Below are 16528 nucleotides of genomic sequence, written 5' to 3'. Positions count from 1 at the left end.
CGGGCCGCTCCCACGCTGGGCCGCTGCCGCGCTGGGCCGCTCCCGCGGTGGTCTCAGACCGTTCCGGCGGCGAACCGCGCCGGGTCGAACAGCCCGATGGGGTGGGCCGTTGCGCCGGTGAGGGCGAGGTCGGCCAGGATCTCGCCCACGACGGGCACGAACTTGAAGCCGTGCCCGGAGAAACCGCAGGCCACGGTCACCGAGTCCGGGTGCGCGGGATGCGGGGCGATCACGAAGTGCTCGTCCGGGGTGGTGGTGTACATGCAGGTGGCGGCCTTCAGGAAGTGGCCCGGCAGATCCGGCAGGAGACCGGACACCTGCTCGGCCATGGCCCGGACCTCGTCGTCGTGCACGGTCCGGTCGATGGTCTCGGGGCTCGTGGGTGTCGCCCCCTTGCGGAAGAAGGCGACCTTGGCGCCTCCTTCCGGGCCGTCGAGGGCGGGGAAGCCGTAGACCTGGACACCGGCGGCGTCCTCCCAGATGTAGACCGGGTGCCGCTCGGGGCGGAAGGGCTCGATGCCGCCGTCCGGCTGGAACCAGTACATGACCTGCCGTTCGATCACGCAGTCCACCCCGATGTCGGCGAGCAGCCGAGGGGCCCACGCGCCGGGACAGATCACCAGCCGGCCGGCCGTGTAGGTGCCCTTCGCCGTGTGCACGCGCACGCCGTCGCGGTACGGCTCCCAGCCGGTCATGGGTTCGTCGAAGTGCAGGTCGGCGCCCTGGCCGGTGGCGAGCTGGAGATGGGCGGCGACCGTGTTCTCCGGACGGAGCAGCCCCGCCTTGGCCTCGTACAGTCCGACCTCGTCGGCCGCGGGCGTGAGCGTCGGGAAGCGGCGGCGGACCTCGGCGGCGTCCAGCATCTCGTGCGGCAGGTCCCACTCGCGCGCCGAACGCAGCGAGCCGGAGACCGCCCGGGTGCCGGGCCGCCCGATCATCACCCCGCCGCACAGCGTGGCGATCTCACGGCCGGTGGCCCGCTCCAGGTCCTCGTACAGCTCGTAGGCGCGCAGCAGCAGCGGCACGTACGCCGGGTCCTCGAAGTACGACTGCCGGGTGATCCGGGAACCACCGTGGCTGGAGCCCCGGTCGTGCACCGGGCCGAACTTCTCCAGGCCGAGCACGCGCGCTCCGCGGGCGGAGAGGTGGTGGGCGGCGGCGCTGCCCATCCCGCCGAGACCGATCACGATGACGTCGTAGGTGGGGGACATGCGCGGGGCCTCCTGTCGGCGGACACGGGTCCGTCCTCTGACGGCCGGGAAGGCAACCCTACGACGCGCAGGTCACGGCGTCGCAGGCCGGGACCTCAGGACCGGGGGATCCGCCGCGCCCAGGGCCCGCGGAGCGCGGACCTCGGAACCTCGGGACCTCGGGGCGTCACGGGTGGGACAACTGTCCGGCGCCGCCCCTGCGGCGTATCCGCTCCTGGGACCGCGCCGCGGACCGGGCGTGCCGACGGGAGCGGCGACGCTCGCGGCGCAGCGCCCGCGCCGTGCTGCTGGGCATCGACACCACGCCGTGCCGCTGGTTCCAGACCTGGCGCGTCACCCAGACGTCGAGCACGCCCCAGGTGGCGACCACCGTGCTCGCCACGCTGCTGATCACCATCGGGAACGCCAACCAGGATCCGGCCAGCGTGGACAGGAAGGCCACCATCGCCTCGATCAGCGTCACCGAGACGATCAGCACCGCGCGGACCGCCGCCGTCCGTACCGGGTCGGGCAGCCGCCGGCGCCGGGCCGGTTCCTCCAGCCACAGCGGCCGGTAGCCCGACCGTTCCTCCGGCCGGTAGCCCGGCCGCTCTCGCGACCGGTACCCCGGCCGCCCGTCGTGTTCCACCGGATTGTCGGTCTCCGGTTCCGGGAGCCGGCCGGCTCCCGGCGCCCCGGGACGTACCTCGGCTCTCGGCCGGGTGATCCCACCCCGCTCAGGCGCCTCTTGCCGCTCCACCGTGCTCATCAATGTGTCACTCCCCACCGCCAGCAGACCGCTCGCCCGTCCCCGAAGGGTCCCCCTGTGGTTGCCCGGCTTGCGCTGTTCTACGCCGCTCGGGTGCGGCACCCGGCTCCTGTGGCCGGTTCCGTCCCCGTATCCCGTAGAGAAAGACGATCGACGCCTCCACAAGATTCCCGGCCGGGAACAGAATTCCGGCCAATCGGGCCACCACCGCGGGTGCCCGCGCCCCTGCCGCTCTCCGATCCGAGAGGGTGATCTCCCGTAATAGCAGGACAACTGGGTATGTCTGGTCAGGGGTACGGAAGTTCAGCTTCCGGTCCTGTTTTCGGGTTACCCGCGCGTCAGTAGTAGGCTCGCGCCGTTTGTTGACGCACATGTGTGCCTCCGGCCGGATCGGGGGGCGAGCTGGGGGAGGCCATGCGCTTTCGCGGGAAGTCCATCCGCCGGAAGATCGTGGCGCTGCTGCTCGTGCCGCTGGTTTCCCTGATGGCGATCTGGGCCTTCGCCACGGTGCTCACCGGACGCGAGGCCGGCCGTCTGTTCAGCGTCTCCACCATGGTGGAGAAGGTCGGTTATCCGGTCGAGGACACCGTCCGTGTCCTCCAGCAGGAACGCCGGCAGACCCTCGTCTACCTCGCCGACCCCCGCGCCTCCAACGGCCTCTCCGCCCTCCGGCGCAGCCGCGTCCTCACCGACGAAGCGCTCGCCGGGATACGTGAGAGCGCCGCCGACCCCGACGTCCAGGACGCCCTCAGCGAGTCCGAGTCCGAACGCCTGACGGCTGCCCTGGACGCCTTCGCCGGCATCGGCTCCCTGCGGCGCGGCGTCGAGGACGGCACCGTCGACCGCGCCCAGGCCCTCGGCCTGTACAACCGCCTGGTCGACCCCTGCCACGCCCTGCTCACCCACCTCGACGTCGTCGACAACGTCACCCTGGACAAGCAGTACCGCGCCCTCGTCAACCTCTCCCGCGCGCGCGAACTGCTCGCCCGCGAGGACGCCCTCCTCGGCTCCGCCCTGGTCACCGGGGAACTCTCCCGCACCGAGGTCCGGCAGGTCTCCGACCTGGTGGCACAGCGCACCCTGCTGTACGACGTCAGCCTCGCGCTGCTGCCCGCCGCGGAACGCAACCGCTACGAGCACTTCTGGAAGAACGCCGCCTCCGCGCCCCTGCGCACGGCCGAGGAGGCGGCCGTCGCCGCGGACCCGGGCGGGACCGGCAGCGTCAGCGCCGAAAGCTGGGACACCGCGGCGGGGAGCGTGCTCAACGACCTGGGCGCCCTCGACGACCAGGCCGCCGACAGCTATCAGAACCGCGTCCAGCCGGTCGCCATGGCCGTGATCGCCAAGGCGGTCGTCGCCGGCGCGCTCGGTCTGATCGCCCTGCTGTTCTCCCTCTTCCTCTCCGTACGCGTCGGCCGGACCCTCATTCGCGACCTCAACCAGCTCCGCCTGGAGGCGCACGAGGCGTCCGGGGTGCGACTGCCCAGCGTGATGCGCCGCCTCTCGGCGGGCGAACAGGTCGACGTCGAGACCGAGGTCCCGTACCTGGAGTACGACAAGAACGAGATCGGCGAGGTCGGCCAGGCGCTCAACACCCTCCAGCGCGCCGCCGTCGAGGCCGCCGTGAAACAGGCCGAACTCCGCTCCGGCGTCTCCGAGGTGTTCGTCAACCTCGCCCGCCGCAGCCAGGTCCTGCTGCACAAGCAGCTCACCCTGCTGGACACCATGGAACGCCGAACCGAGGACACCGAGGAACTGGCCGACCTCTTCCGGCTCGACCACCTCACCACCCGCATGCGCCGCCACGCCGAGGGCCTGGTCATCCTCTCCGGCGCCGCCCCCTCCCGGCAGTGGCGCAAGCCCGTACAGCTCATGGACGTGGTGCGCGCCGCCGTCGCCGAGGTCGAGGACTACGAGCGCATCGAGGTGCGCCGGCTGCCCCGGATCGCGGTCACGGGACCGGCGGTGGCCGACCTCACCCACCTGGTCGCCGAACTCCTGGAGAACGCCACGGTGTTCTCGCCGCCGCACACCGCCGTGCAGGTGCTCGGCGAGCGGGTCGCCAACGGCTTCACCCTGGAGATCCACGACCGCGGCCTGGGCATGGCGGCCGACGCCCTGCTCGACGCCAACCTCCGGCTCGCCGAGACCCCGGAGTTCGAACTCTCCGACACCGACCGGCTCGGCCTGTTCGTGGTCAGCCGGCTCGCCCAGCGCCAGAACGTCCGCGTGTCCCTGCAGCCGTCCCCGTACGGCGGTACCACCGCGGTCGTCTTCGTACCGGACTCGCTGCTGACGGAGGACGCGCCCGACACCAACGGCGTCGGATTCCGCCTGGACCGCCCCGACCGCGGCAGGGAGGGCGAAGGGGAGCGCGGCCGTCGCTCGGCCCTGTCCCGGACGCCCGCGCGCTCGGCCGGTCTGCCCGGCTCGCTCCTCGACGGACCGGTCGAACTGGAGGCGCCCGTCGACCTGGACGCCCCGGGCGGGCTCCCCGGCGTCCTCGGCGAGCGGGAGGGCGAACGCGGCGCGCTGTTCCGGCAGCGGCGCTCCGGTGTGTCCGGGCCGGACGGGCCGACGGGCCGGCCGGGCGAGCGTCCCGGCGACCACCCGGGCGACCGGGCCGGCCGGGTCGACCCGAACGGTCCGGTCCCGCTGCCCCGCCGTCGGACCCCGAAGCTGGTCAGCTCGCACGGCCGCCCGGTCTCCGACCGGCCCCGCCGAACGGACGGAACTCCTTCGCCCGCCGAGCAGCCCGCCGCGCCCAGCACGCCCACCGGCGAGCTGCCGCCCCGCGAGCGCCGCGAGACCCCGGACGCGCTGCCGGCGCTGCCGGCCCGCCGCCGGGGCACCCCGCAGGCGGGCGAGGAGCCCACGGCCGGTGCCGGTGCCGGAGGTTCGGACGCACTGCCCCGGCGAGTACGCCAGGCCAACCTGGCCCCTCAGCTCCGGCAGGGAGTGGAGCCGCGCACCGACGAGCGGGCCGCGACCGCCGAACGGGACGCCGACGAAGTGCGCAGCCGCATGGCCTCGTTGCAGCGAGGCTGGCAGCGCGGCCGCAGGGAGAACACCGCGACCGACGACACAGCCGGCGCAATAAAGTCATCAGGACCATCAGCACCATCAGCACCATCAGCACCAAAAACACCACAGCCACCTGAAGAACCCCAGGCACCACAGGCACCACAGGCACCACAGGCACCACCAGCTCCATACGCTCCACACGCACCAAACGCATCACAACGAACGACAGAGGGAGACGGTCGATGACCGCACCGAAGGCGACCGGCCACTCCGCGACCATCGTCGGGGAGCTGAACTGGCTTCTCGACGACCTGGTGGAGCGCGTCGCGAGCATCCGTAAGGCCGTCGTGCTCTCCGGGGACGGCCTGGCGACCGGAGCCTCCCGTGACCTGAGCCGGGAGGACAGCGAGCACCTCGCCGCCGTCGCCTCCGGCTTCCACAGCCTCGCCAAGGGCGTGGGCCGCCACTTCGAGGTGGGCGACGTCCGGCAGACGGTCGTGGAGCTCGACGAGGCATTCCTCTTCGTCACGGCGGCCGGCGACGGCAGTTGCCTCGCCGTCCTGTCCGACGCGGACTCCGACATCGGCCTGGTCGCCTACGAGATGACCCTCCTCGTCAAGCGCGTCGGCGTACACCTGGGCACCGCCCCGCGCACCGATCTGCCCTCAGGCGGGTAGTGGGATGACATGAGCGCAGACGGTCAGGGAAGACACCACTGGTTCGACGACGAGGCCGGTCCCGTCGTCCGTCCGTACGCCATGACGCGGGGCCGCACCACCAGCGCGGCCCAGCACCGCCTCGACCTCATCGCGGTGGTCGTCACCGAGGCCCGCGCGGACGAACCGGAAGCGGACACCTCCCTCTCCCCGGAACATGTCGACATCGTCGGGCTGTGCCAGGAGAGCCCGCAGTCGGTCGCCGAACTCGCCGCCGGACTGGACCTGCCGATCGGGGTGGTGCGCGTCCTCATCGGCGACCTGGTGGACGCCGAACTCGTGCACGTGAACCGGCCCGTACCCCCGGCGGAACTGCCGGACGAGAGCATTCTCCGCGACGTGATCAGCGGCCTCCGGGCGTTGTGAGCGGCGCGGCCCACCGGACCCCGTACGGCAAGGCGCGTCGCCCCGCCGCGTCTCCCCAACCAGCAGCAAGCAGGAGAAGAGACCGATGATCTTCGGGCGTTCTGAGCGCGGCAAGCCCCCGGTCGAACCCGTCACGCTCAAGATCCTGGTGGCAGGCGGCTTCGGCGTGGGCAAGACCACCCTGGTCGGCGCGGTCAGCGAGATCAGGCCGCTGCGCACCGAGGAACGGCTCACCGAGGCCGGGCGTCCCGTCGACGACCTCAGCGGTGTCGAGAGCAAGCACACCACCACCGTGGCCATGGACTTCGGCCGCATCACCCTCCGCGAGGACCTGGTGCTGTACCTGTTCGGCACGCCGGGCCAGGAACGGTTCTGGTTCATGTGGGACGAGTTGTCGGAGGGCGCGCTCGGAGCCGTGGTGCTCGCCGACACCCGCCGCCTGGAGGACTGCTTCGCCGCCGTCGACTACTTCGAACGGCGGGCGATCCCGTTCGTCATCGGCATCAACAACTTCGAGGGTGCGGCCCGCTACCCGGCCGACGACGTCCGCCGGGCCCTGGACCTCGACGGTGACGTCCCGCTCATGATGTGCGACGCGCGTGACCGCGAGTCGGTGAAGGCGGTCCTCGTCGGCGTCGTCCAGCACGCGATGACGAGCGCCGCCCACCAGCGCAGCAGCGTCACCACCTGACCGGTCCGGCGGCGCCCCCGGGGCGCCCGCTTCCGTCGAGCCGCCTGTTCCTGATAGACGCAGGGGACATGACACGAATCGCCGTCTCGCTCCGAGGACTGCTCACCACCCTCGCCGTACTGCTCGCCGTGACCACGCTCCCCGCCACCGCGCACGCGGGGACCGACCCCAGGGCGCCCGGGGACTTCGTCGCCCTCCGCAGCGTCGCCCCGACGATCCTCCAGGAGATCCGTTACTTCACCCCGCACAACTTCGTGGGCGTGCCCATAGCCGGCTACCGGCAGCCCCGCTGCCTCCTCACCCGCCCCACCGCCGAGGCCCTGCGCGAGGCCCAGACCCGGCTCCTGCGCCAGGGCTACTCCCTCAAGGTCTACGACTGCTACCGCCCGCAACGCGCCGTCGACCACTTCGTCCGCTGGGCGCGGGACCTCGACGACCAGGCGATGAAGGCCGAGTTCTATCCGGACGTCGACAAGAGCCGCCTCTTCGCGGACGGCTACATCGCCGAGAAGTCCGGCCACAGCCGCGGCTCCACCGTGGATCTCACCCTTGTCGAACTGCCCGCCCGGCCCACCCGCCCGTACCGGCCGGGCGAGCCCCTCGTGCCCTGCACCGCGCCCCAGGGTGAGCGCTTCCCCGACAACTCCGTGGACACCGGCACGGGCTTCGACTGCTTCGACACCCTCTCCCACACCCTCGACCCGCGCGTCCAGGGCCCCCAGCGCGCCAACCGGCTGCTGCTGAAGAACACCTTGGAGGACCTCGGCTTCGGAAACCTCGCCGAGGAGTGGTGGCACTACACGTACCAGGCCGAGCCCTACCCCGACACCTACTTCGACTTCCCCCTCTCGACGGAGTCGCTCACCGGCCGCCCCTGACCGGCCGCACCGAAGAGGCCCCTCTCCTGATCGGATACAGTCCGCGCGTGTCCGAATCTCAAACCTCCGTGTCCAACCCCGCGCCGAATTCCCACTGTTCGAGCTGCGGCGCGCCCTTCGGAGAGGGCGTCTCCGGCTGGCCCCGCACCTGCCCGGCGTGCGGCACCGTCGCCTACCGCAACCCGCTGCCGGTGGTGGTGGCCCTCCAGCCCGTCTACGACACCCAGGGCACCGCCCTGGTCGTCATCACCCGGACCGTGTCACCCGCACACGGAGGCACGGCGCTGCCCGGCGGCTACGTCGACGACCGCGAGGACTGGCGGCAGGCCCTCGTCCGTGAACTCCGCGAGGAGACCGGCATCGACGCGGCGAGCCGGGACGTACGCCTGGTGGACGCCCTCAGCGCGCCCGACGGCCACCTGCTCCTCCTCGGCGTCCTGCCCGAACGCCCCGCCGAGGACCTCCCGCCGTCCGCCCCCACCGACGAGACCGACGGCTGGCACCTCCTGCGCCGGCCCGAGGAACTCGCCTTCCCCCTGCACACCCTCGCCGCACACGCCTGGTTCGAAGGCCGCTACGCCTGACCCACCCCACCCCACCCCACCCTGTCCGCCCGTCCCGCCCCGGTCTCGCCAGGTCCCGTCGCGCCACCCCCGCTCCGTCCGACCCGTCACCCCTCCGACGGGGCCTCGGCCAGCCCCCGCACCCGCACCGGCCAGGACGACTCCACCGCGCCCCCCTCGCCCTCCCGCTCGACCACCACGCCACGGCCCTGCCACCGCGCGGTGTACCGCTCGACCTCCGGCTCGTCCCATCCGTCGCCCGCGTCCGGCACCACCAGCCCGCCCCCGGTCCGCCCCCGGGCGGGCGCCCACACCTCCAGCTCCAGCCCGCCGTCCGCACCGCGCACGGGAATCACCGCACCCGCGCGTGCGAACACCGGGATCCGAGCCGCCGGGGCGTCGACCAGCACCTGCCCCGGCCCCTCGTACGCCCGTTCCGTCGCTGTGTCGTACCACCGCCCCCGGGGCAGCCGCACCGCACGCCGGTCCGCCCCCGGGCCGAGCACCGGCGCCACCAGCAGGCAGTCCCCGAGCAGGAAGGCGTCCGCGCAGTCCCGCAACGCCCGGTCCTCCGGCGCCGCCCACCACAACGGCCGCGCGCCGGGCGCTCCGGTACGCCGGGCCAGATGCGCCAGCGTCAGGAAGTACGGTGACAGCCGTCGGCGCTCGACCAGTGCCGCACGCGCGTGCGCCAGCACCTCGTCCCCGAACTCCCACGGCTCCCCGCGCCCCTCCCGCGCATCCCCGCGGGTCCGGAACAACGGCAGATACGCGCCGAGCTGGAGCCGCCGCAGGTACAGCTCCGGCGACACACTCCCGTCGACGCCCCCCACGTCCGCACCCGAGTACGGCACCCCGCACAGCCCCAGCCCGAGCACCAGCGCCAGCGACGCCCGCAGCCCCGGCCAGCCCGGCGCCACCGCGCCCGACCAGACGCCGCCGTAGCGCTGCGAACCGGCCCAGCCCGAGCGTGACAGGACCGACGGCCGCTCCCCGGGCTCCAGCCGCCGCAACGCCTCATGACCGGCCCGGGCCATGCACAGCGCGTACACGTTGTGCGCCTCGCGATGGTCACCGCCGCGCCCCTCCAGGGCGTGCCGCGCCGAACGCGGCAGCGTCGACTCACCGAAGGCGGCGAACGACGTGGGCTCGTCCATGTCGTGCCAGAACCCGGCGAACCCCTGCCCCAGCCGCTCCTCGTACAGCTCCCCCCACCACGCACGCACACGCGCGTGCGTGAAGTCCGGGAAGACCGCCTCCCCGGACCACGCCACCCCCCGCACGTCCCGGCCGGCCGCGTCCCGCACGAACGCCTCCTCGGTGACACCGCTGTCGTACACCCGCTCACCGGGCACGGCCGCCACCGCCGGGCCGACGACCGAGACCAGCCGGATCCCGTCCCGCCGCAGCTCCTGCGCCAGTTGCGGCAGCTTGGGGAACCGCTCCTGATCGACGGTGAACACCTCACGGCCGTCGTGGTGACCGACGTCCAGGTGCACGGCGTCCAACGGGAGCCCGCGCTCCTGGTAGCCGGCGACCGTGCGCCGCACCTCCCGCTCGTCGCCGAAGCTCCGCGCGTGGTGATGACCGAGCGCCCAGGCGGGCGGCAACGCCGGCGCCCCGGTCAGCGAGGCCCAGGCGAGCAGCACCCGCGCGGGCGTCCCCACGATCACCCAGCAGCGCAACGGCCCCCCGTCCATCCGCAGCACACTCGTCCCCGGCCGGTCGTGCCCCGACCCGGCCCCCTCCTCGCCCTCCCGCAACGCCACCGTGCCGTCCCAGGAGCTGTCGTAGAACACCAGGTGGGTGCCGGCGTCGGCGACCACCGTCTGCACCGGCATCGTGACGGACAGCGGACCGTCCCCGGGGCCGAAGGGTGTGGCCGGACCGGTGTTCCACAGCCGGTACCGGCCGTCTCGCAGCCTCGGCCCCGAGGCCCGGCCCCCCAGACCGAAGAACCGCGCGTCCGCCGCCACCTCCGCGCGCTGCATCCAGCGCGCCCCGCCGCCCCCGGCCGGCTCCCACCACCGCGGCGGCAGATCACGCCGCAGCGTCACCCCGCCCGGCGTGCGCACCTCGATCGCGCCGTGCCGGGAGACGGCCACCGTCATCCGCTCGGCCACCACCCGCCAGCCGCCGTCCTTGTCCGGCTCCAGCGCCGCCCGCGGATCCGGCTCCGGGCACCGGCCGGCCAACGCGTACGAGGGCTCCGGCCCGGCCCCGTCCCAGCCCCAGAACACCGCCCCGTTCACACACACCAGGATCCGCAGTTCCGAGCGGTCGAACCGTACGACACCGCCCCCGGGCCCGGACTCCACCTCCCGCAGGATCCCCGGCACCCGTGCCCGCTCCGCGCCCCGCGTCGGCAGCCCCGCCGCGTCCGCGCGCCGCCGCCGCCAGGCCGCCCGTACGGTCCGCAACCCCTGAGCCGTCCCCACCGAACCGACCGCCTTTATCGAACGCACCAGGTCACGACCGTCCATGCTGCTCACCCTGCCACTGCCCCCCTGCCACAACGGCACCGTTCAACTGCCGTTCACCCGTGCCGACGGCACATCTTCACGACACGGACCGAGTGGGGCGCACTCTGGTGCAGAAGTCGATCACATGGCATCGTCCGTGTCAGCCGCGTCCTGCGCACACCCCGAGGCCGAGCCCGTAGGACGCATCCGACGCGCAGAGCCCGGGAGCCGACCCATGACGACCGCGAACCCCCAGCCGCTCTGGCAGCCGGACGCCCCGCGCATCGCCCGAGCCAGGATCACCGCCTTCCGGACCTGGGCCGCCGCACACCACGGCGCCCCCGCCGACGGCGACTACGCGGCCCTGCACCGCTGGTCCGTCGACGAACCCGAGACCTTCTGGAAAGCCGTCGCCCAGTGGTTCGACATCCGGTTCTCCACCCCCTACGCGCGCGTGCTGGGCGACCGGACCATGCCCGGCGCGCAGTGGTTCCCCGGCGCCACCATGAACTACGCCGAGCACGCCCTGCGCACGGCGGCCACCCGCGCGGACGAACCGGCCCTGCTCCACGTCGACGAGACCCACGAACCCCGCCCCGTCACCTGGGCCGAGCTGCGCCGCCAGGTCGGCTCCCTCGCCGCCGAGCTGCGCTCCCTCGGCGTGCGCCCCGGGGACCGCGTCAGCGGCTACCTCCCGAACATCCCGGAAGCCGTCGTCGCCCTCCTCGCCGCCGCCGCGGTGGGCGCCGTATGGACCTCCTGCGCTCCCGACTTCGGCGCCCGCGGCGTCCTGGACCGCTTCCAGCAGGTCGAACCCGTCGTCCTGTTCACCGTCGACGGCTACCGCTACGGCGGCAAGGAACACGACCGCCGCGACACCGTCGCCGAACTCCGCCGCGAACTGCCCACCCTGCGCGCCGTCGTCCACATCCCGCTGCTGGGCACCGAAGCCCCCGAAGGCACCCAGCGCTGGTCGGCCCTGACCTCCGCCGACACCGAACCCGTCTTCGAACAGGTGCCCTTCGACCATCCCCTGTGGGTGCTCTACTCCTCCGGCACCACCGGCCTGCCCAAGGCCATCGTCCAGTCCCAGGGCGGCATCCTGATCGAGCACCTCAAACAGCTCGGCCTGCACTGCGACCTCGGCCCCGACGACCGCTTCTTCTGGTACACGTCGACCGGCTGGATGATGTGGAACTTCCTCGTCTCCGGCCTGCTCACCGGCACCACGATCGTCCTCTACGACGGCAGCCCCGGCCACCCCGGCATCGGCGCCCAGTGGAGCATCGCCGAACGCACCGGCGCCACCCTCTTCGGCACCTCCGCCGCCTACGTCATGGCCTGCCACAAGGCCGGCGTCCACCCGGCCCGCGACCACGACCTCTCCCGGATCCAGTGCGTCGCCACCACCGGCTCCCCCCTCCCGCCCGACGGCTTCCGCTGGTTGCACGAGGAGTTCGCCGAGAGCGGCGCCGACCTGTGGATCGCCTCCGTCAGCGGCGGCACCGACGTCTGCTCCTGCTTCGCCGGAGCCGTCCCCACCCTCCCCGTGCACATCGGCGAACTCCAGGCCCCCGGCCTCGGCACCGACCTTCAGTCCTGGGACCCCGACGGCCGGCCCGTCATCGACGAGGTCGGCGAACTGGTCGTCACCAACCCCATGCCGTCGATGCCGATCCGCTTCTGGAACGACCCCGACGGCAGCCGCTACCACGACAGCTACTTCGCCACCTACCCCGGCGTCTGGCGGCACGGCGACTGGATCACCGTGACCTCCCGGGGCTCCGTCGTCATCCACGGCCGCTCCGACTCCACCCTCAACCGCCAGGGCGTCCGGATGGGCTCGGCCGACATCTACGAGGCCGTCGAACGCCTCCCCGAGATCAAGGAATCCCTGGTCATCGGCGTCGAACAGCCCGACGGCGGCTACTGGATGCCCCTCTTCGTCCACCTGGCGCCGGGCGCCGCCCTCGACGAGGCGCTCCTGGGCCGCGTCAAGCGGACCATCCGTGAACAGCTCTCCCCGCGGCATGTCCCCGACGAGATCATCGAAGTGCCCGGCATCCCGCACACCCTCACCGGCAAACGCATCGAGGTCCCCGTCAAACGCCTCCTCCAGGGAACCCCCCTGGCCAAAGCGGTCAACCCCGGCTCCGTCGACAACCTCGACCTGCTCCGCTTCTACGAGGACCTCGCCCGCGAACGAGCCTGACCCCGAACCCCGAACCCCGAACCCCGAACCTCGAACCCCGTACGGGCCGGCCGGTACCCCCTCGGCCGACCCGTTGTCAGTGGGCGCGGTTACTGTGAGTGAGCATTGATCGACCGCGCACAGGGGGAAACATGGCGCACACCGACCAGACCGTCCGACGCGTCCTGCACCGCGAGATCGCCGGCACCATCGGCCTGCTCACCGACGAACACGACTTCCGCACCATGCGGCACTACCGCACCTTCACCTTCGACGACCACCCGGCATACCTGCGCCACGTCGAAGCCGTCCTGCGCACCCGCGCCGCGCAGGGCACCCACACCACGATCGCCCTCTTCGACCCGGAGGAGTACGCCGACTACTGCACGGAGACGGACCTCGACCCCGACCTCCCCTCCAGCCGCACCCGCTTCACCGCCGAACTGGCCGCCACCGGCACCACGGTCCCCTACGAGGGCCAGCCCCTCACGGATCTTCTGCCGACCCTCGTCGACGAGGCCGTCCGCCAGGCCACCTGGGAGTACGCCACCACCCTGCTGGCCCGCCTCGGCTCCTGCTCCTCCTGCGGCCAGGACCTCGGCCGAGCCGCCTACGCCCGCGCCTCCGCCCTCCTCACCCGCATCCTTGACACGTCCCCCGCGGGCAACCGGCACCTCGTCTGCAGCGTCTCCGAAACCCCGGAACCCCTCCTCGCGGTCCTCCACGCCGACGAGGACACCGACGGCACCACGCGCCTGGACGAGGTCGAGGCGCTCGAATTCACCAGCGTTCTCGCGCTCGGTCTCGCCACCCACCTCCCCGGCGGACTCGTGATGCGCACCAGCGCCCCCGGCAGCCCGGACCGCGTCCACGGCTGGCGCCTGCGCGGCTACGGCCTCGAAGCCCTCACCGCCGCGGAGGTCTTCGACGCCTACTGCACCGACGCCCAGTCCGGCGATCTCATCTCACCGGAGTCCAACGTCGACTACTGCGCACCGCCGGACCTCGGCGACGAGGGACCACCCCCGGGGCACCACCACTGAAAAGCCTGGGGGCGCCCCACCCACCGGTGGGGCGCCCCGAGGGACGGCGACGGCGAACGGCTACTCGCCGGAGAGCACGGCCTGCGCCGCGCCCCGCGCCTCCTCGGCACTGTCCGTGGCACGGGCGGCGGCCGCGGCGCGCTCGCACTGGGCGAGCGTGAACTTCGCCAGCGTCGCCCGGACGTACGGCAGCGAGGCGGCACCCATGGAGAGGGAGGTGACACCCAGACCGGTCAGCACACACGCCAGCAGCGGGTCGGACGCGGCCTCACCGCAGACCCCGCAGCTCTTGCCCTCGGCCCGCGCCGCCTCGGCGGACAGCGCGACCAGGTCGAGCAGCGCGGGCTGCCAGGGGTCCTGGAGCCGGGAGACCGCACCCACCTGGCGGTCGGCGGCGAAGGTGTACTGCGCGAGGTCGTTGGTCCCCAGCGAAAGGAACTCGACCTCCCGCAGGATCGAGCGCGCCCGCAGCGCGGCGGACGGGATCTCGACCATCGCACCGAACTTCGCCCGCAGACCGGCCGCACGGCAGGCGTCGGCGAACGCCTTGGCGTCGGCCCGGTCCGCCACCATCGGCGCCATGACCTCAAGGTGGACCGGAAGCCCCTCGGCCGCCTTCGCCAGCGCCGTCAGTTGAGCACGCAGCACCTCGGGGTGGTCGAGCAGCGAGCGCAGCCCGCGCACGCCCAGCGCCGGGTTCGGCTCGTCGGCCGGGGTGAGGAACTCCAGCGGCTTGTCCGCGCCGGCGTCCAGGACCCGCACCACGACCCGGCCGCCGGGGAACGCCTCCAGCACCTGCCGGTAGGCCGCGACCTGCTTCTCCGTACCCGGCGCGCTCCTGCTGTCGTCGAGGAAGAGGAACTCCGTGCGGAAGAGACCGACGCCCTCGGCCCCGGCCTCCACCGCGGCGGCCAGGTCCGCGGGTCCACCGATGTTGGCGAGCAGCGGCACCTTGTGACCGTCGGAGGTGGCACCCGGCCCGGTCGAGGCGGCGAGCGCCGCCTTGCGCTCGGCGGCCCGCGCCGTCAGCTCCGCCTTCTTCTCCGCGGCGGGGTTCACGAAGATCTCGCCCGTGGAACCGTCGACGGCGATCACGGTGCCCTCGGGCAGCTCACCGGCGCCGGGGAGGGCCACCACGGCGGGTACGCCGAGCGCCCGCGCCAGGATCGCGCTGTGGCTGGTCGGCCCGCCCTCCTCGGTGACGAACCCCAGGACCAGGGCGGGGTCCAGCAGCGCGGTGTCGGCCGGCGCCAGATCACGCGCGATGAGCACATAGGGCTCGTCGCTGTCCGGAACACCCGGCATGGGCACCCCGAGCAGCCGGGCGACGATACGGTTCCGCACGTCGTCGAGGTCGGCCACCCGACCGGCGAGGTACTCCCCGGCACCGGCGAGCAGCGCACGGTAGGCGGCGAACGCGTCGTACACCGCACGCTCGGCGCTGCTGCCGACGGCGATGCGCCGCTCCACGTCCGTCATCAGCTCGGGGTCCTGAGCCATCATGGCCTGCGCGTCCAGCACCGCCTGCGCCTCGCCACCGGCGAGGTTGCCGCGCGCCGTCAGATCGGCAGCCACAGCCTCGACGGCCTGACGGGCGCGCCCCTGCTCCCGTTCCGTGTCCTGTGCGGGGATCTGCTTGGCCGGCGGTTCCAGCACCGCCGTCCCCATGTGCCGAACCTCGCCGATCGCCACCCCGTGGCTCACGCCGACGCCTCGCAGCGTTGTCTCCATCTCACCCGTCTCCGATAGCGCGGCGAGTCCTGCCGCCGCGGTGCTTTGTCCTGCCTGCCGCCGCAGGGCGGCGCTGCCGTCACTGGCTCAGCACGTCACTGCCAGAGAAAGAGACTCTCGCCGGCCTTCACTTCGCCGTCCTCCCGCAGAGCGGAGAGGGACTCGGCCGTGGCCTCCAGCGCGACCACCGGGCACACCGGGGACTTGCCGGCGGCCTCGACGGCGGCCGGGTTCCAGCGCACGACCGCCTGGCCGCGCGTCACGGTGTCCCCCTTGTTCACCAGCAGCTCGAAGCCCTCGCCGTTGAGCTGCACGGTGTCGATGCCGAGGTGGGTGAGCACGCCGTGTCCGCTCTCGTCGACCACGACGAAGGCGTGCGGGTGCAGGGAGACGATGACCCCGTCCACGGGGGAGAGCGCCTCCGACGGCTCACGGACGGGGTCGATCGCGGTGCCCGGGCCGACCATGGCCCCGGAGAAGACCGGATCGGGCACGGCGGCCAGTCCGATGGTGCGTCCGGCCAGCGGGGACGTCACGGTGGTCATGGGAAGCCTCCCAGAGAAGTGGAGTCAGAGGGGCCGTCCCTGCCTGTCCCGGACGGCATGCTGAGCAGCAGCGTATGTCATAGGAAGTACCGGTTCCGCATGAGTGCTCCCGGTAAGAGGTCTAGACCACACTCGCCATGGATTTGCACCTGTTCCCGGAGTGCGTGTAGAGTCTTTACTCCTGCCTGAGGTTGAGCGGTGCCAGTGAGCATCCCGACCTGGCGGAACTCCAATCTGTCAGATCCTATCTCTGGATCCGCTTCTGCGTGCTCGCAGGAGGGTGGTCAGGGAGGTCGGGAAATCCTGATAGTGTTGGAAACACCGAAGGGAAGCGCCCGGAGGAAAGCCTGAGAGAGTCT

Annotated in this window: 13 protein-coding genes; 8 read left to right on the top strand and 5 right to left on the bottom strand. The window is 72.6% G+C overall.

Annotated features, from left to right (window positions below; all coding sequences use genetic code 11):
- Positions 1–53: 53 nt before the first annotated feature.
- The gene (solA, locus tag ABEB00_RS09155; protein ID WP_345618645.1) at positions 54–1211 is read right to left on the bottom strand and encodes an N-methyl-L-tryptophan oxidase; all 1158 of its coding nucleotides are present in this window, start codon (positions 1209–1211) and stop codon (positions 54–56) included.
- A 166-nt stretch (positions 1212–1377) separates the two neighbouring features.
- A complete protein-coding gene (locus tag ABEB00_RS09150) occupies positions 1378–1959 on the bottom strand; it encodes a hypothetical protein (protein ID WP_425586463.1) in 582 nt (193 codons plus the stop codon).
- Positions 1960–2373: 414 nt separating this feature from the next.
- Between ABEB00_RS09150 and ABEB00_RS09145 the strand changes: the two genes are divergently transcribed.
- From ABEB00_RS09145 to ABEB00_RS09120, 6 genes are all read left to right on the top strand, one after another.
- Entirely contained in the window at positions 2374–5229 is a 2856-nt protein-coding gene (locus ABEB00_RS09145; RefSeq protein WP_345618644.1) for a sensor histidine kinase, read from the top strand.
- Positions 5226–5660 carry a roadblock/LC7 domain-containing protein gene (locus ABEB00_RS09140; protein ID WP_345618642.1) on the top strand — a complete coding sequence of 145 codons (435 nt, stop codon included), beginning with the start codon at positions 5226–5228 and terminating at the stop codon, positions 5658–5660. Before ABEB00_RS09145 ends, ABEB00_RS09140 begins: the two co-directional genes overlap by 4 nt.
- A 9-nt stretch (positions 5661–5669) precedes the next feature.
- Positions 5670–6065 carry a DUF742 domain-containing protein gene (locus ABEB00_RS09135; RefSeq protein WP_345618641.1) on the top strand — a complete coding sequence of 132 codons (396 nt, stop codon included), beginning with the start codon at positions 5670–5672 and terminating at the stop codon, positions 6063–6065.
- 85 nt (positions 6066–6150) lie between these two features.
- On the top strand, positions 6151–6756 hold the full coding sequence (locus ABEB00_RS09130; RefSeq protein ID WP_345618640.1) for a GTP-binding protein: 606 nt from the start codon (positions 6151–6153) through the stop codon (positions 6754–6756).
- A gap of 68 nt (positions 6757–6824) precedes the next feature.
- Entirely contained in the window at positions 6825–7634 is an 810-nt protein-coding gene (locus ABEB00_RS09125; protein ID WP_345618639.1) for a M15 family metallopeptidase, read from the top strand.
- Between the two features lie 47 nt (positions 7635–7681).
- A complete protein-coding gene (locus ABEB00_RS09120; RefSeq protein WP_345618638.1) occupies positions 7682–8218 on the top strand; it encodes an NUDIX domain-containing protein in 537 nt (178 codons plus the stop codon).
- Positions 8219–8304: 86 nt separating this feature from the next.
- Here ABEB00_RS09120 and ABEB00_RS09115 read toward each other — a convergent pair whose 3' ends face one another.
- Positions 8305–10680, bottom strand: a complete 2376-nt coding sequence (locus ABEB00_RS09115) for a glycoside hydrolase family 31 protein (RefSeq protein WP_345618637.1) — start codon at positions 10678–10680, stop codon at positions 8305–8307.
- Positions 10681–10894: 214 nt separating this feature from the next.
- Here ABEB00_RS09115 and ABEB00_RS09110 point away from each other — a divergent pair, with 214 nt between their 5' ends.
- A complete protein-coding gene (locus ABEB00_RS09110; protein ID WP_345618636.1) occupies positions 10895–12871 on the top strand; it encodes an acetoacetate--CoA ligase in 1977 nt (658 codons plus the stop codon).
- Between the two features lie 131 nt (positions 12872–13002).
- On the top strand, positions 13003–13893 hold the full coding sequence (locus ABEB00_RS09105) for a hypothetical protein (RefSeq protein ID WP_345618635.1): 891 nt from the start codon (positions 13003–13005) through the stop codon (positions 13891–13893).
- Between the two features lie 60 nt (positions 13894–13953).
- Here ABEB00_RS09105 and ptsP read toward each other — a convergent pair whose 3' ends face one another.
- Both ptsP and ABEB00_RS09095 read right to left on the bottom strand, forming a co-directional pair.
- Positions 13954–15624 carry a phosphoenolpyruvate--protein phosphotransferase gene (gene ptsP / locus ABEB00_RS09100; RefSeq protein WP_345618634.1) on the bottom strand — a complete coding sequence of 557 codons (1671 nt, stop codon included), beginning with the start codon at positions 15622–15624 and terminating at the stop codon, positions 13954–13956.
- A 95-nt stretch (positions 15625–15719) separates the two neighbouring features.
- Positions 15720–16169 (bottom strand): PTS sugar transporter subunit IIA, encoded by a 450-nt coding sequence (locus ABEB00_RS09095; protein WP_345618632.1) that lies wholly within the window; start codon positions 16167–16169, stop codon positions 15720–15722.
- Positions 16170–16528 lie beyond the last annotated feature (359 nt).

Origin of the sequence: Streptomyces ziwulingensis (assembly GCF_039542605.1) — a bacterium.
GTDB lineage: Bacteria > Actinomycetota > Actinomycetes > Streptomycetales > Streptomycetaceae > Streptomyces > Streptomyces ziwulingensis.
This window is presented reverse-complemented; position numbering and strand designations above follow the sequence as displayed.

What these genes read in the sequence shown, in the direction of transcription:
- ABEB00_RS09110 (WP_345618636.1), top strand. Translation starts at nt 10,895, where the DNA reads ATGACGACCGCGAACCCCCAGCCGCTCTGGCAGCCGGACGCCCCGCGC.
- ABEB00_RS09125 (WP_345618639.1), top strand. Translation starts at nt 6,825, where the DNA reads ATGACACGAATCGCCGTCTCGCTCCGAGGACTGCTCACCACCCTCGCC.
- ABEB00_RS09105 (WP_345618635.1), top strand. Translation starts at nt 13,003, where the DNA reads ATGGCGCACACCGACCAGACCGTCCGACGCGTCCTGCACCGCGAGATC.
- ptsP (WP_345618634.1), bottom strand. Translation starts at nt 15,624, where the DNA reads ATGGAGACAACGCTGCGAGGCGTCGGCGTGAGCCACGGGGTGGCGATC.
- solA (WP_345618645.1), bottom strand. Translation starts at nt 1,211, where the DNA reads ATGTCCCCCACCTACGACGTCATCGTGATCGGTCTCGGCGGGATGGGC.
- ABEB00_RS09115 (WP_345618637.1), bottom strand. Translation starts at nt 10,680, where the DNA reads ATGGACGGTCGTGACCTGGTGCGTTCGATAAAGGCGGTCGGTTCGGTG.
- ABEB00_RS09095 (WP_345618632.1), bottom strand. Translation starts at nt 16,169, where the DNA reads ATGACCACCGTGACGTCCCCGCTGGCCGGACGCACCATCGGACTGGCC.
- ABEB00_RS09145 (WP_345618644.1), top strand. Translation starts at nt 2,374, where the DNA reads ATGCGCTTTCGCGGGAAGTCCATCCGCCGGAAGATCGTGGCGCTGCTG.
- ABEB00_RS09140 (WP_345618642.1), top strand. Translation starts at nt 5,226, where the DNA reads ATGACCGCACCGAAGGCGACCGGCCACTCCGCGACCATCGTCGGGGAG.
- ABEB00_RS09135 (WP_345618641.1), top strand. Translation starts at nt 5,670, where the DNA reads ATGAGCGCAGACGGTCAGGGAAGACACCACTGGTTCGACGACGAGGCC.
- ABEB00_RS09130 (WP_345618640.1), top strand. Translation starts at nt 6,151, where the DNA reads ATGATCTTCGGGCGTTCTGAGCGCGGCAAGCCCCCGGTCGAACCCGTC.
- ABEB00_RS09150 (WP_425586463.1), bottom strand. Translation starts at nt 1,959, where the DNA reads ATGAGCACGGTGGAGCGGCAAGAGGCGCCTGAGCGGGGTGGGATCACC.